General features: G+C 54.0%; 12 protein-coding genes. 9 read left to right on the top strand and 3 right to left on the bottom strand.

Annotation, left to right across the window (positions count from 1 at the left end):
• The first annotated feature begins 3 nt into the window (after positions 1 to 3).
• From infB to mtr, 9 genes are all read left to right on the top strand, one after another.
• Positions 4 to 2,694, top strand: a complete 2,691-nt coding sequence (gene infB / locus HED65_RS12615; protein WP_114978838.1) for a translation initiation factor IF-2 — start codon at positions 4 to 6, stop codon at positions 2,692 to 2,694.
• An 89-nt stretch (positions 2,695 to 2,783) separates the two neighbouring features.
• On the top strand, positions 2,784 to 3,188 hold the full coding sequence (gene rbfA, locus HED65_RS12610) for a 30S ribosome-binding factor RbfA (protein ID WP_003024988.1): 405 nt from the start codon (positions 2,784 to 2,786) through the stop codon (positions 3,186 to 3,188).
• Positions 3,188 to 4,138 carry a tRNA pseudouridine(55) synthase TruB gene (gene truB / locus HED65_RS12605; protein WP_028017048.1) on the top strand — a complete coding sequence of 317 codons (951 nt, stop codon included), beginning with the start codon at positions 3,188 to 3,190 and terminating at the stop codon, positions 4,136 to 4,138. The genes rbfA and truB overlap by 1 nt, the downstream gene beginning before the upstream one ends.
• A gap of 154 nt (positions 4,139 to 4,292) precedes the next feature.
• Positions 4,293 to 4,562, top strand: coding sequence for a 30S ribosomal protein S15 (gene rpsO, locus HED65_RS12600; protein WP_003861789.1), 270 nt, complete (start codon positions 4,293 to 4,295; stop codon positions 4,560 to 4,562).
• Between the two features lie 242 nt (positions 4,563 to 4,804).
• Positions 4,805 to 6,943, top strand: a complete 2,139-nt coding sequence (gene pnp, locus HED65_RS12595; RefSeq protein WP_114978837.1) for a polyribonucleotide nucleotidyltransferase — start codon at positions 4,805 to 4,807, stop codon at positions 6,941 to 6,943.
• Between the two features lie 108 nt (positions 6,944 to 7,051).
• Positions 7,052 to 7,936, top strand: coding sequence for a lipoprotein NlpI (nlpI, locus tag HED65_RS12590; RefSeq protein ID WP_008501476.1), 885 nt, complete (start codon positions 7,052 to 7,054; stop codon positions 7,934 to 7,936).
• A gap of 107 nt (positions 7,937 to 8,043) precedes the next feature.
• Complete coding sequence (gene yrbN, locus HED65_RS12585; protein ID WP_097533792.1) at positions 8,044 to 8,124, top strand: protein YrbN; 81 nt, start codon at positions 8,044 to 8,046, stop codon at positions 8,122 to 8,124.
• Positions 8,117 to 10,006: a DEAD/DEAH family ATP-dependent RNA helicase gene (locus tag HED65_RS12580; protein ID WP_028017050.1), complete on the top strand. Its 1,890-nt coding sequence runs from the start codon at positions 8,117 to 8,119 to the stop codon at positions 10,004 to 10,006. The genes yrbN and HED65_RS12580 overlap by 8 nt, the downstream gene beginning before the upstream one ends.
• Before the next feature lie 142 nt (positions 10,007 to 10,148).
• The gene (gene mtr / locus HED65_RS12575; RefSeq protein ID WP_108091080.1) at positions 10,149 to 11,393 is read left to right on the top strand and encodes a tryptophan permease; all 1,245 of its coding nucleotides are present in this window, start codon (positions 10,149 to 10,151) and stop codon (positions 11,391 to 11,393) included.
• Between the two features lie 57 nt (positions 11,394 to 11,450).
• Here mtr and HED65_RS12570 read toward each other — a convergent pair whose 3' ends face one another.
• The 3 genes from HED65_RS12570 to ubiU form a co-directional block, all read right to left on the bottom strand.
• Entirely contained in the window at positions 11,451 to 12,452 is a 1,002-nt protein-coding gene (locus HED65_RS12570) for a luciferase-like monooxygenase (protein ID WP_114978836.1), read from the bottom strand.
• Between the two features lie 89 nt (positions 12,453 to 12,541).
• On the bottom strand, positions 12,542 to 13,420 hold the full coding sequence (locus HED65_RS12565; protein ID WP_114978835.1) for a U32 family peptidase: 879 nt from the start codon (positions 13,418 to 13,420) through the stop codon (positions 12,542 to 12,544).
• 7 nt (positions 13,421 to 13,427) lie between these two features.
• Positions 13,428 to 14,423: a ubiquinone anaerobic biosynthesis protein UbiU gene (gene ubiU, locus HED65_RS12560; RefSeq protein WP_114978834.1), complete on the bottom strand. Its 996-nt coding sequence runs from the start codon at positions 14,421 to 14,423 to the stop codon at positions 13,428 to 13,430.
• Between the last annotated feature and the right edge of the window lie 33 nt (positions 14,424 to 14,456).

Raw genomic sequence — 14,456 nt, 5'->3', positions numbered from 1 at the left:
AGCATGACTGATGTAACTGTAAAATCGCTGGCTGCTGAGATTCAGACCTCCGTGGACCGCCTGGTACAGCAATTTGCTGATGCAGGGATCCCGAAGTCCGCTGATGACTCGGTGACCGCGCAAGAAAAACAAACCTTGTTAACGCATCTGAACCGTGAACACGGTTCGACGCCTGACAAGTTAACGCTGCAACGCAAAACGCGTAGCACGTTAAACATCCCAGGTACCGGTGGCAAAAGCAAATCGGTACAAATTGAAGTCCGCAAGACGCGCACCTTTGTAAAACGTGATCCGCAAGAGGCAGAACGCCTTGCCGCGGAAGAGCAGGCACAGCGTGAAGCGGAAGAACAAGCTCAGCGTGAGGCGGAAGCAACCGCTAAACGTGAAGCAGAATTAAAAGCTGAACGTGAGGCCGCAGAAAAAGCGAAACGCGACGCAAGTGATAAAGTGAAGCGTGACGCTGCGGAAAAAGACAAAGTGAGCAATCAACAGACAGACGAAATGACCAAAACCGCCCAGGCTGAAAAAGCCCGCCGTGAAAATGAAGCTGCCGAGCTGAAGCGTAAAGCGGAAGAAGAAGCCCGTCGTAAGCTGGAAGAAGAAGCGCGTCGTGTGGCTGAAGAAGCACGCCGTATGGCAGAAGAAAACGAGAAGAACGGTGTTGATACCGCTGAGCAGTCTGAAGATACCAGCGACTATCACGTGACCACTTCTCAGCACGCGCGTCAGGCTGAAGATGATAACGACCGTGAAGTTGAAGGCGGCCGTGGTCGTGGTCGCAATGCGAAAGCAGCGCGTCCGGCGAAGAAAGGCAATAAACACGCCGAATCTAAAGCTGACCGTGAAGAAGCGCGTGCAGCGGTACGTGGTGGTAAAGGCGGCAAACAGCGTAAAGGTTCTTCTCTGCAGCAGGGCTTCCAGAAGCCAGCTCAGGCAGTTAACCGTGACGTTGTGATCGGCGAAACCATCACCGTTGGCGATCTGGCGAACAAGATGGCAGTTAAAGGCTCTCAGGTCATCAAAGCGATGATGAAACTGGGCGCAATGGCGACCATCAACCAGGTTATCGACCAGGAAACCGCACAACTGGTTGCCGAAGAGATGGGCCACAAAGTTATCCTGCGTCGTGAAAACGAGCTGGAAGAAGCGGTAATGAGCGACCGTGACACCGGTGCTGCGGCTGAACCGCGTGCGCCAGTGGTGACCATCATGGGTCACGTTGACCACGGTAAAACCTCTCTGCTCGACTACATTCGTTCTACGAAAGTGGCCTCCGGTGAAGCGGGTGGTATTACCCAGCACATCGGTGCTTACCACGTAGAAACTGACAACGGTATGATCACCTTCCTGGATACCCCAGGCCACGCCGCGTTTACCTCAATGCGTGCTCGTGGTGCCCAGGCGACAGATATCGTTGTTCTGGTTGTTGCAGCTGACGATGGCGTCATGCCACAGACTATCGAAGCTATCCAGCACGCGAAAGCGGCGGGTGTGCCGGTAGTGGTTGCAGTGAACAAGATCGATAAGCCAGAAGCGGATCCGGATCGTGTTAAAAACGAACTGTCCCAGTACGGCATCATGCCAGAAGAGTGGGGCGGTGAAAGCCAGTTCGTACACGTGTCTGCGAAAGCAGGTACCGGTATCGACGACCTGCTGGACGCGATCTTGCTGCAGGCTGAAGTTCTGGAGCTGAAAGCGATCCGTAACGGTATGGCGAGCGGCGCTGTTATCGAATCCTTCCTGGATAAAGGCCGTGGCCCGGTGGCGACCGTTCTGGTTCGCGAAGGTACACTGCATAAAGGCGATATCGTCCTGTGTGGTTTCGAATATGGTCGTGTTCGTGCGATGCGTAACGAACTGGGTCAGGAAGTCCTGGAAGCAGGTCCGTCCATTCCAGTGGAAATCCTGGGTCTGTCCGGTGTGCCGGCTGCCGGTGACGAAGTGACCGTTGTGCGTGACGAGAAGAAAGCACGTGAAGTTGCACTGTATCGTCAGGGCAAATTCCGTGAAGTTAAACTGGCTCGTCAGCAGAAATCTAAACTCGAGAACATGTTTGCCAACATGACCGAGGGCGAAGTTCACGAAGTGAACGTTGTTCTGAAAGCCGACGTTCAGGGTTCTGTGGAAGCGATCTCCGACTCCTTGCTGAAACTGTCTACCGACGAAGTTAAAGTGAAGATCATCGGTTCTGGCGTAGGTGGTATCACCGAAACCGACGCGACCCTGGCTGCAGCGTCCAACGCTATCCTGGTTGGCTTCAACGTGCGTGCTGATGCTTCTGCTCGCCGCGTGATCGAAGCGGAAAGCCTGGATCTGCGTTACTACTCCGTCATCTATAACCTGATCGACGAAGTGAAAGCTGCGATGAGCGGTATGCTGTCTCCTGAGCTGAAACAGCAGATCATCGGTCTGGCTGAAGTACGTGACGTGTTCAAATCACCGAAATTCGGTGCGATCGCGGGCTGTATGGTTACCGAAGGTATCATCAAGCGTCACAACCCAATCCGTGTCCTGCGCGACAACGTGGTTATCTATGAAGGCGAGCTGGAATCCCTGCGCCGCTTCAAAGATGACGTGAACGAAGTCCGTAACGGTATGGAATGTGGTATCGGCGTGAAGAACTACAACGACGTTCGCGTTGGCGATATGATCGAAGTGTTCGAGATCATCGAAATTCAGCGTACCATCGCTTAATGACCGATTGTAGGCCGGGATCGCCTCGCGCCACCCGGCAATAATTTAAAAAAGGGGCTTTAGCCCCTTTTTTGTCTGGAGAATTTATTATGGCGAAAGAATTTGGTCGCCCTCAGCGCGTAGCGCAGGAAATGCAGAAAGAGATCGCCCTCATTCTGCAACGTGAAATTAAAGACCCACGCGTGGGTATGATGACCACCGTGTCTGGCGTAGAAATGTCCCGTGACCTGGCGTATGCCAAAGTGTTCGTGACTTTCCTGAACGATCAGGATGAAGCCGCAGTTAAAAACGGTATCAAAGCCCTTCAGGAAGCCTCTGGTTTCATCCGCTCTCTGCTTGGTAAAGCGATGCGTCTGCGTATCGTGCCTGAGCTGACCTTCTTCTACGACAACTCGCTGGTTGAAGGTATGCGTATGTCTAACCTGGTAACCAGCGTGGTGAAACATGACGACGAACGTCGTGTTAACCCAGCGGACGACAGCAAGGAGGACTAATGAGTCGTCCTCGTCGTCGTGGTCGCGACGTGCATGGTGTGCTGCTGCTGGATAAACCCCAGGGCGCTTCCAGCAACGACGTGCTGCAAAAAGTTAAGCGTATTTTTAACGCCAACCGTGCGGGCCACACGGGTGCGCTGGACCCTCTGGCAACCGGTATGCTGCCGGTTTGTCTGGGGGAGGCGACAAAGTTTTCCCAGTACCTGCTCGACTCCGATAAGCGTTACCGCGTTATCGCCAAACTAGGACAGCGTACGGATACCTCCGACGCAGATGGTCAGGTGGTAGAAGAGCGTCCGGTGACATTCAGCGCGGAACAGCTTGATGCTGCGCTGGAGAGCTTCCGTGGGGACACGATGCAGGTGCCGTCGATGTATTCGGCGCTGAAATATCAGGGAAAAAAACTCTACGAATATGCACGCCAGGGCATTGAAGTCCCGCGTGAAGCCCGTCCGATAACCGTGTATGAACTGCTGTTTATTCGCCACGAAGGGGATGAGCTGGAGCTGGAAGTACACTGTTCGAAAGGCACCTATATTCGTACCATCATCGACGATCTTGGTGAAAAACTGGGCTGTGGCGCACATGTTATCTACCTGCGCCGCCTTGCGGTGAGTAAGTATCCAGTAGAGCGAATGGTGACCCTTGAACATCTTCGCGCGTTGGTTGAACAGGCTGAAGCCCAGGGTATTGCTCCGGCAGATTTACTGGATCCATTGCTGATGCCGATGGACAGTCCGGCAGCGGACTTCCCTGTAGTTAATCTTCCTTTAACATCGTCCGTTTACTTTAAGAACGGAAACCCGGTTCGTACGGCTGATGCGCCGCTCGAAGGTCTGGTACGTGTGACTGAAGGTGATGAAGGCAAGTTTATTGGGATGGGCGAAATGGATGGTGAAGGGCGCGTTGCGCCACGCCGTCTGGTCGTCGAATACCCGGTAGAAGCGTGACGGCAATAACGGCTCACCTTGCGATAAGCAGGGGAGACGAGTAGAATATTGCCGCTTAACGCCTGGTAAATTGTTTAACAATCTGCGGGGCGTACATTGGATTGCTGAATTAGAGATCGGCATCCTTACATTCTTTATACTTTGGAGTTTGAAAATGTCTCTAAGCGTTGAAGCTAAAGCTAAAATCGTTTCTGAGTTTGGTCGTGGTACTAACGACAGCGGTTCTACCGAAGTTCAGGTTGCACTGCTGACTGCACAGATTAACCACCTGCAGGGTCACTTTGCAGAGCACAAAAAAGATCACCACAGCCGTCGTGGTCTGCTGCGCATGGTTTCTCAGCGTCGTAAACTGCTCGACTACCTGAAACGTAAAGATGTTGCACGCTACACCGCGCTGATCGAGCGTCTGGGTCTGCGTCGCTAAGTCTTGCGAGTTTCAGAAAAGGGGGCCTGATGGCCCCTTTTTTCAACCAGACGGCAGCAATTCACTGGAAACTATTGTATTGTTGCTATAAATGATCTTCATTGCAGAGGTTCGCGCGGCTAATGAGAGGCTTCACCCATGAGGGTGTCGGTTGTCATTAGTCGCGAGGATGCGAAGAAGGTCGGGTTAAATCGACAGCACGCCGTGGGTGTGCTGTCAAACATTTAAGAAAGGACAGAATTTTGCTGAATCCGATCGTTCGTAAATTCCAGTATGGTCAACATACCGTCACGCTGGAAACTGGCATGATGGCACGTCAGGCTACTGCTGCCGTTATGGTAAGCATGGATGACACTGCAGTATTCGTGACCGTAGTTGGCCAGAAAAAAGCAAAACCAGGTCAGGACTTCTTCCCACTGACCGTTAACTACCAGGAGCGTACTTACGCTGCCGGTAAAATCCCAGGTGGTTTCTTCCGTCGTGAAGGCCGTCCAAGCGAAGGCGAAACCCTGATCGCGCGTCTGATTGACCGCCCGGTTCGCCCGCTGTTCCCGGAAGGTTTCGTGAACGAAGTTCAGGTTATCGCGACCGTTGTTTCCGTTAACCCACAGGTTAACCCAGACATCGTAGCGATGATTGGTGCTTCTGCCGCCCTGTCACTGTCTGGTATTCCATTCAATGGCCCAATCGGTGCCGCGCGCGTCGGTTACATCAACGACCAGTACGTACTGAACCCAACTCAGGAAGAGCTGAAAGAAAGTAAGCTGGACCTGGTTGTTGCGGGTACTGAAGCCGCCGTTCTGATGGTTGAATCTGAAGCTGAACTGCTGAGCGAAGACCAGATGCTGGGCGCCGTGGTCTTCGGTCACGATCAGCAGCAGGTTGTTATCCAGAACATCAACGACCTGGTGAAAGAAGCGGGTAAACCACGTTGGGACTGGCAGCCAGAAGCGGCAAACGACGCACTGAATGCACGCGTTGCTGCACTGGCAGAATCTCGTCTGAGCGATGCGTACCGTATCACTGACAAACAGGAGCGTTACGCTCAGGTTGACGTGATCAAATCTGACGTTACCGCTGCCCTGGTTGCTGAAGACGAAACGCTGGACGCTAACGAAATTGGCGAAATCCTGCACGCAATCGAGAAAAACGTTGTTCGTGGCCGCGTTCTGGCTGGTGAGCCGCGTATTGATGGCCGCGAAAAAGACATGATCCGTGGTCTGGACGTTCGTACTGGCGTACTGCCACGTACTCACGGTTCTGCGCTGTTCACCCGTGGTGAAACTCAGGCGCTGGTGACGGCAACTCTGGGTACTGCCCGTGATGCACAGATCATCGACGAACTGATGGGCGAGCGTACTGACAGCTTCCTGTTCCACTATAACTTCCCTCCGTACTCCGTAGGTGAAACCGGTATGGTGGGTTCGCCGAAGCGTCGTGAAATTGGTCACGGTCGTCTGGCGAAGCGCGGCGTGCTGGCAGTGATGCCAGACGCAGACAAATTCCCGTACACCGTTCGTGTGGTTTCTGAAATCACCGAATCTAACGGTTCTTCTTCCATGGCTTCCGTGTGTGGTGCCTCTCTGGCGCTGATGGATGCTGGCGTGCCAATCAAAGCCGCTGTTGCGGGTATCGCAATGGGTCTGGTGAAAGAAGGCGACAACTTTGTTGTTCTGTCTGACATTCTGGGCGACGAAGATCACCTGGGCGATATGGACTTCAAAGTAGCGGGTTCCCGCGACGGTATCTCTGCACTGCAGATGGATATCAAAATTGAAGGTATCACCAAAGAGATCATGCAGGTTGCTCTGAACCAGGCTAAAGGTGCGCGTCTGCACATCCTGGGCGTGATGGAACAAGCGATTAACGCACCGCGTGGCGATATTTCTCAGTTCGCTCCGCGTATTCACACCATCAAGATCAATCCAGACAAGATCAAAGATGTTATCGGTAAGGGCGGTTCTGTTATCCGTGCTCTGACCGAAGAAACTGGCACCACCATCGAAATCGAAGATGACGGTACAGTGAAGATTGCTGCAACCGATGGCGAGAAAGCGAAATTCGCTATCCGTCGTATCGAAGAAATCACTGCAGAAATCGAAGTGGGCCGCGTCTATGCAGGTAAAGTGACCCGTATCGTTGACTTTGGCGCGTTCGTTGCCATCGGTGGCGGTAAAGAAGGTCTGGTTCACATCTCTCAGATCGCTGACAAGCGCGTTGAGAAAGTGACCGATTACCTGCAGATGGGCCAGGAAGTACCGGTTAAAGTTCTGGAAGTTGACCGCCAGGGCCGTATCCGTCTGAGCATTAAAGAAGCAACCGAGCAGTCTCAGCCAGCTGCTGCGCCTGAAGCACAGGCAGCAGAACAGCAAGGCGAGTAAGTTGCCATTTGCCCTCCGCTTTGCGGAGGGCCTATTATCAGGCAGGACGCCTTGTTAAGCCGCCGGGGGACAGGACGTTCATCCAATAGTTGTCTTCGGGAGTGGGAAATGAAGCCTTTTTTGCGCTGGTGTTTCGTTGCGACAGCTCTAACGCTGGCAGGATGCAGCAACTCTGCCTGGCGTAAGAGCGAAGTCCTCGCAGTGCCATTGCAACCGACTTTGCAGCAGGAAGTGATTCTGGCACGCATGGAACAAATTCTTGCCAGTCGGGCTTTAACCGATGACGAACGCGCACAGCTTTTATATGAGCGCGGAGTGTTGTATGATAGTCTCGGTCTGAGGGCATTGGCGCGAAATGATTTTTCACAAGCGCTGGCAATCCGACCTGATATGCCTGAAGTATTCAATTACTTAGGCATTTATTTAACGCAGGCAGGCAATTTTGATGCTGCCTATGAAGCGTTTGATTCTGTACTTGAGCTTGATCCAACTTACAACTACGCGCACTTGAATCGCGGTATCGCATTGTATTACGGCGGTCGTGATAAGTTAGCGCAAGATGATCTGCTGGCGTTTTATCAAGACGATCCTAATGATCCTTTCCGTAGCCTGTGGCTTTACATCGTTGAGCGGAAGCTCGATGAGAAGCAGGCAAAAGAGGCACTGAAACAGCGCTTCGATAAATCGGACAAGGAACAGTGGGGATGGAACATTGTCGAGTTCTACCTGGGCAACATTAGCGAAGCAACGCTGATGGAACGCCTCAAGGCGGACGCAACGGATAACACCTCGCTCGCTGAGCATCTCAGTGAAACCAACTTCTATTTAGGTAAGTACTACCTAAGTCTGGGGGATAAGGACAGCGCTACGGCACTGTTCAAATTAGCGGTTGCTAACAACGTACACAACTTCGTTGAGCACCGTTATGCATTGTTGGAATTATCGCTCTTGGGCCAGGAGCAAGACGACCTGGCAGAATCGGACCAGCAATAGCTGACGACATAAACATCAGCCCGTAATCTTTTGATTGCCATCATCTTAACTGGTGAGGGCGTTGTTGTTCGTCAATACATCTAATTTGAGCCGGTTCACACTTTTCAATGAAAATTGCAGATCATTTTCACGATGAGCTAAGTAGACTGGCCGCCATTGACATTGAGGCACTCGTACTACATGGCTGAATTCGAAACCACTTTTGCAGATCTGGGCCTGAAGGCTCCTATCCTTGAAGCCCTTAACGATCTGGGTTACGAAAAACCATCTCCGATCCAGGCAGAATGTATCCCACATCTGCTCTCTGGTCGTGACGTGCTGGGCATGGCCCAGACTGGTAGCGGTAAAACTGCGGCGTTCTCGCTGCCGCTGCTGAACAATATTGATCCGGACCTGCGTGCACCGCAGATCCTCGTCCTGGCTCCAACCCGTGAACTGGCTGTTCAGGTTGCTGAAGCAATGACGGAATTCTCTAAACATATGCGCGGCGTAAACGTGGTAGCCCTGTACGGCGGCCAGCGTTATGACGTGCAGTTACGCGCCCTGCGCCAGGGCCCACAGATTGTTGTCGGTACGCCTGGCCGTCTGCTGGATCACCTGAAGCGCGGTACTCTGGACCTCTCTAAACTGAGCGGCCTGGTACTGGATGAAGCAGATGAAATGCTGCGTATGGGCTTCATCGAAGACGTAGAAACTATCATGGCGCAGATCCCGGACGGTCATCAGACCGCGCTGTTCTCTGCAACCATGCCAGAAGCGATTCGTCGCATTACCCGCCGCTTCATGAAAGAGCCGCAGGAAGTGCGTATTCAGTCCAGCGTTACCACTCGCCCGGACATCAGCCAGAGCTACTGGTCTGTATACGGCATGCGCAAAAACGAAGCGCTGGTACGTTTCCTGGAAGCGGAAGATTTTGATGCGGCGATTATCTTCGTTCGTACCAAAAACGCGACCCTGGAAGTGGCTGAAGCGCTTGAGCGTAGCGGCTACAACAGCGCAGCGCTGAACGGCGACATGAACCAGGCCCTACGTGAGCAGACTCTGGAGCGTTTGAAAGACGGTCGTCTGGATATCCTGATTGCAACCGACGTGGCAGCACGTGGTCTGGACGTTGAACGTATCAGCCTGGTTGTTAACTACGACATCCCGATGGACTCCGAGTCTTACGTTCACCGTATCGGCCGTACCGGTCGTGCGGGTCGTGCGGGTCGTGCTCTGCTGTTCGTTGAGAACCGCGAGCGCCGTCTGCTGCGTAACATCGAACGCACCATGAAGCTGACCATTCCAGAAGCTGACCTGCCAAACGCAGAACTGCTGGGCAAACGCCGTCTGGAAAAATTCGCCGCGAAAGTTCAGCAGCAGCTGGAAAGCAGCGATCTGGATCAGTACCGTGCACTGCTGTCGCAGATTCAGCCAACTGCTGAAGGCGAAGAGCTGGATATGGAAACTCTGGCAGCAGCACTGCTGAAAATGGCGCAAGGCGAACGTAGCCTGATCGTGCCACCAGATGCACCAATGCGTCCTAAGCGTGAATTCCGTGACCGTGACGATCGCTTCGAACGTCGTGGCGACCGTAACGATCGTGGCCCACGTGGTGACCGTCCAGAGCGCGGTGGTGAAGACCGTCCACGTCGTGAGCGTCGTGACGCGGGCGACATGGAGCTGTACCGCATTGAAGTGGGCCGTGATGATGGTGTTGAAGTTCGTCACATCGTTGGCGCGATCGCTAACGAAGGCGACATCAGCAGCCGTTACATTGGTAACATCAAGCTGTTCGCATCCCACTCTACCATTGAGCTGCCAAAAGGCATGCCGGGCGAAGTACTGCAGCACTTTACTCGCACCCGCATCCTGAACAAGCCGATGAACATGCAGCTGCTGGGCGATGCACAGCCACGTCCTGACCGTGGCGGCGAACGTCGTGGCGGTGGTCGCGGTTTCGGTGGTGAGCGTCGTGAAGGTGGTCGCAGCGAAGGTCGTGGCGGTGAAGGTCGTCGTTTCTCCGGCGAGCGCCGTGAAAACCGCGGCCCACGTCGTGACGAAGGTTCAAGCCGTCGTCGTGACGCGTAATCCTTACGCAACTGACGTAAAGTAAAATATACAGCCCCGATAAACACAATCGGGGCTTTTTTTATTTCTTTTGTACTCCTGTACTGGTACAGTGCTGCACATTAAAATGCATCACCGCATTATTGACTGGAGAAATGGCTGTATGGCGACACTAACCACCACTCAAACGTCACCTTCGCTGCTTGGCGGCGTGGTGATCATCGGCGGAACCATTATTGGCGCCGGGATGTTCTCCCTGCCAGTGGTCATGTCCGGTGCGTGGTTCTTCTGGTCGCTGGCGGCGCTGGTCTTTACCTGGTTCTGTATGCTCCATTCCGGGCTCATGATCCTCGAAGCGAACCTGAACTACCGTATAGGCTCCAGCTTCGACACCATTACCAAAGATCTGTTAGGCAAAGGCTGGAACCTGGTGAACGGCCTCTCCATCGCATTTGTGCTTTACATCCTGACCTACGCATATATTTCAGCGAGCGGTTCTATTCTGCACCACACCTTCTCGGAGATGTCGCTGAACGTTCCGGCGCGTCTGGCAGGGCTGTGCTTTGCGCTGGGCGTGGCGTTTATCGTCTGGATGAGCACCAAAGCAGTGAGCCGCATGACGGCGATTGTGCTGGGCGCTAAGGTCATCACCTTCTTCCTGACCTTCGGCAGCCTGCTGGGGCACGTCACTCCCGCGACACTGTTTAATGTCGCCGAAGTGAATACCTCCTATACGCCATACCTACTGATGACGCTGCCATTCTGTCTGGCGTCGTTCGGCTACCACGGTAATGTGCCGAGCCTGATGAAGTACTACGGCAAAGATCCACGCACGATTGTGAAGTGTCTGGTCTACGGCACGCTGCTGGCGTTGGGTCTGTATGTGATTTGGCTGCTGGGGACGATGGGCAACATCCCGCGTCCGGAATTTATCGGCATTGCGCAGAAGGGCGGTAACATAGATGTGCTGGTACAGGCGCTGAGTGGTGTGCTGAACAGCCGTAGTCTGGATCTCTTGCTAGTGGTGTTCTCCAACTTTGCCGTGGCGAGCTCTTTCCTCGGCGTGACGTTGGGTCTGTTTGACTACCTGGCTGATCTGTTTGGTTTTGATGATTCTGCAATGGGGCGCTTCAAAACCGCACTGCTGACCTTCCTGCCACCGATTGTAGGAGGCCTGCTGTGGCCGAATGGTTTCCTGTATGCCATCGGCTATGCCGGACTGGCAGCAACCATCTGGGCTGCGATTGTCCCGGCGCTGCTGGCACGTAAATCACGTAAACGCTTCGGAAGCCCTAAATTCCGCGTCTGGGGCGGCAAGCCGATGATTGTGCTGATTCTGGTGTTCGGTGTTGGCAACGCACTGGTGCATGTGCTGTCGAGCTTCAACCTGCTGCCTGTGTATCAGTAAACGCCTCTTTTCACCCTCTCCCCGTGGGAGAGGGCTGGAGTAACAAAACATACTTCACTACATTTCTTCTTTCACCTGCATCGCCAGCTCAAACGAATGTAAACGCGCCTGGTGATCGAATATCTGGCCATTAACCATAATCTCATCCGCCTGCGTTTCACGCAGCACCGCTTCCAGACCGTGACGCACTTTCGCCTTATCGCCCACCAGAGACATGCTTAGCGCCTGCTGCACGCCATACTGCTCGGAAGCGGACCATAACTGATGCATATTCTCCACCGGTGGCGGCAACTGGCCTGTCTCACCGCGGCGCAACTTCACAAACGCCTGCTGCATGGAGGTGAACAAAAACTCGGCATCGCGAGTACTGTCGGCAGCAATGATATTGATACACACCATCGCATACGGTTTTTCCAGACGCTCAGATGGTTTGAAGTTCGTGCGGTAGAGATGTAGCGCCTGATGGAGCATATCCGGCGCGAAGTGTGAGGCAAATGCAAATGGCAGCCCCAGTTGTGCGGCAAGTTGTGCACTGTAGAGGCTTGAGCCTAACAACCACACCGGGATCTTCTCGCCGTAGCCTGGAACCGGACGCACGTGTGGGTTCGGGTCCCGCGCATCGAACCAGTTCACCAGTTCCGCCACATCGTGTGGGAAGTTGTCGATATCCCCGCTCATATGGCGACGTAGCGCGCGCATGGTCGGCTGATCGCTGCCCGGCGCACGGCCAAGCCCTAAATCAATGCGGCCAGGATAGAGGGTATTGAGCGTACCAAACTGCTCGGCAATCACCAGTGGTGCATGGTTCGGCAACATGACGCCACCGGATCCCAGGTGCAGCGTGGTGGTGTTCGCCGCCAGATAGCCAATCAGCACTGAAGTCGCGGCACTGGCGATACCCACCATATTGTGGTGTTCTGCCAGCCAGTAGCGGTGATAGCCACGTTTTTCGGCAAGAAGAGCAAGATCCAGAGAGTGGGAAAAGGCCTCGCGCGCTGAGGAACCTTGTGGGATCGGCGCCAGATCCAGCACCGAAAACGGAATGGTTTTATCAGTCATAACAGCTCACTTTGTCGACGGTGAATCTTTTAATAGTGCATTAAAAATTAATAACCGTTGTTAACAAAGTGAGCCTTTACACTTTATCGCTATGCCTGCAGTTCCAGCCCGGCGAGCCGCTTCCAGTAACCGTTGCAGTCGCTGTTAGCGGTCAGCGGCAGCGGAGATGTCCCATTTTCATTGGCACGGAAGGCGTCCAGCATTGCGAACACGCTGGTATCCAGCGGCGACAGACGCACCATGTCTACCAGCCCGTTCATCGATGCCAGCTCATTGCCCAGGTTATAGACATAACCGCTCATGGTCTGAATACCGTTGAGAACAAATACCTGCTGATTCTCCTGAGACAGCATGCTGCGCCCGTTCGGATACTTGATGCAGCAGGTTTCACACTCGTCTTTCGGACGATCTTCCGAGCGCGCGGTAAAGCAACGGGCAGAGTAGGCTAGCGGCAAATGGCCATAGCTCAGTACTTCCACTTCAAACTGATTGCGAATGCCCAGCTCTTCGCACTGTGTCAGCAGATTTGCCAGCCAGTCGCGAGAGAGTTCTACCGGCATGCACCAGCGCGTCATCCCCTGTTTGAGCAGCAGACGCAGGGTGACGGCGTTATAGCAGTTCAGCGCATGACCCGCGACAAATGGCAACTTGCGTTCAGCGCACATGTTCACCACTCCCAGGTCGCTCGCTTCCAGCAGGAACTCGCCATTCTCAACGTAACGCTTCAGTTCCCCCAGTTCGGAAGAGGCTTGTACCAGCGCGAGCGTTGAAAGCACCACCTGTTTGCCGCTTCCGGCCAGGTTTTTTGCCATATCCAGCCAGTCGCCTACCTTAGTGGCGCGGCGTTTGCTGCACACGGCTTCACCGAGATAAATCACATCGGCGCTGCTGGTGGCGGACTGTTGGTAAAAATCTTCCAGCGTCTCTTTTGACCAGTAGTAGAGCACCGGCCCTAATGAATATTTCATGGTTATCTCACTGCCATTTACGGTGATACGCGCCAAGCGTGGTTTGCGTGCCTTCGGACATCGAACCGAGCGTTTCCATCCAGGCCGGTTGCGGAGCGTAATTCTGCGGATCGGCCATGCAGCGGTCGATGGCCTGACGCCAGACTTTCGCCACCTGGCTCACGTACGCCGGGCTGCGCTGGCGACCTTCGATTTTTACCGAGGCAATATTGGCCGCCAGCAGTTCCGGCAGCAGTTCCAGCGTGTTGAGGCTGGTGGGTTCTTCCAGCGCGTGGTAGCGCTCGCCGTCGACCAGGTAGCGGCCTTTACACAGCGTCGGATACCCTGCGTTTTCACCGTCCTGATAGCGGTCGATCAGTACTTCATTCAGGCGAGACTCCAGCCCCTGTGGCGTCTGCTGCCAGCGGACGAAGCGGGCAGGGGAGCAGGCCCCGACGGTATTCGGTGATTCACCGGTTAAATAAGAGGAAAGGTAGCAACGACCTTCAGCCATAATGCACAGGCTACCAAAAGCAAAAACTTCCAGCGGCACTGGCGTGACGCGCGCGAGTTGCTTAACCTGATGAATAGAGAGCACGCGCGGTAGCACCACACGGGCCACGTCAAAGTTTTGATGGTAAAAACGTACGGCCTCTTCGTTAGTGGCAGATGCCTGAACAGAGACGTGGCGCTCAATATGGGGATAGCGTTCTGCCGCATACTCAAGCATAGCGAGGTCGGCCAGGATCAGCGCATCCGCACCCAGTTGTGCAGCCATATCCACCGCACGCTGCCAGCGGGCATAGCCATCAGGATGGGCAAAAGTATTGATGGCGATATGCAGTTTGCGGCGGTGCTGATGAACGAAGTTAACGGCTTCCTGAAGCTTTTTCTCCGTAAAGTTGAGGCCAGCAAAATGGCGGGCATTGGTGTCATCTTTTAGCCCGATATAGACCGCATCGGCCCCATTTTCGATGGCCGCCTTAAGCGCCGGAAGGTTTCCGGCTGGGCAGAGCAGCTCCATAATTTATCCTGATGTAGTCGATCGCAAAATTGT

The organism is Pantoea sp. LS15, from assembly GCF_012241585.1.
Lineage (GTDB): Bacteria > Pseudomonadota > Gammaproteobacteria > Enterobacterales > Enterobacteriaceae > Enterobacter.
Note: the sequence above shows the minus strand (reverse complement) of the source record. Positions and strands in the feature narration are given on the sequence as shown.

Excerpts from the sequence above, each read along its gene's own strand:
- infB (WP_114978838.1), top strand. The coding sequence starts at position 4 with ATGACTGATGTAACTGTAAAATCGCTGGCTGCTGAGATTCAGACCTCC.
- rbfA (WP_003024988.1), top strand. The coding sequence starts at position 2,784 with ATGGCGAAAGAATTTGGTCGCCCTCAGCGCGTAGCGCAGGAAATGCAG.
- truB (WP_028017048.1), top strand. The coding sequence starts at position 3,188 with ATGAGTCGTCCTCGTCGTCGTGGTCGCGACGTGCATGGTGTGCTGCTG.
- rpsO (WP_003861789.1), top strand. The coding sequence starts at position 4,293 with ATGTCTCTAAGCGTTGAAGCTAAAGCTAAAATCGTTTCTGAGTTTGGT.
- nlpI (WP_008501476.1), top strand. The coding sequence starts at position 7,052 with ATGAAGCCTTTTTTGCGCTGGTGTTTCGTTGCGACAGCTCTAACGCTG.
- yrbN (WP_097533792.1), top strand. The coding sequence starts at position 8,044 with ATGAAAATTGCAGATCATTTTCACGATGAGCTAAGTAGACTGGCCGCC.
- HED65_RS12580 (WP_028017050.1), top strand. The coding sequence starts at position 8,117 with ATGGCTGAATTCGAAACCACTTTTGCAGATCTGGGCCTGAAGGCTCCT.
- mtr (WP_108091080.1), top strand. The coding sequence starts at position 10,149 with ATGGCGACACTAACCACCACTCAAACGTCACCTTCGCTGCTTGGCGGC.
- HED65_RS12570 (WP_114978836.1), bottom strand. The coding sequence starts at position 12,452 with ATGACTGATAAAACCATTCCGTTTTCGGTGCTGGATCTGGCGCCGATC.
- HED65_RS12565 (WP_114978835.1), bottom strand. The coding sequence starts at position 13,420 with ATGAAATATTCATTAGGGCCGGTGCTCTACTACTGGTCAAAAGAGACG.
- ubiU (WP_114978834.1), bottom strand. The coding sequence starts at position 14,423 with ATGGAGCTGCTCTGCCCAGCCGGAAACCTTCCGGCGCTTAAGGCGGCC.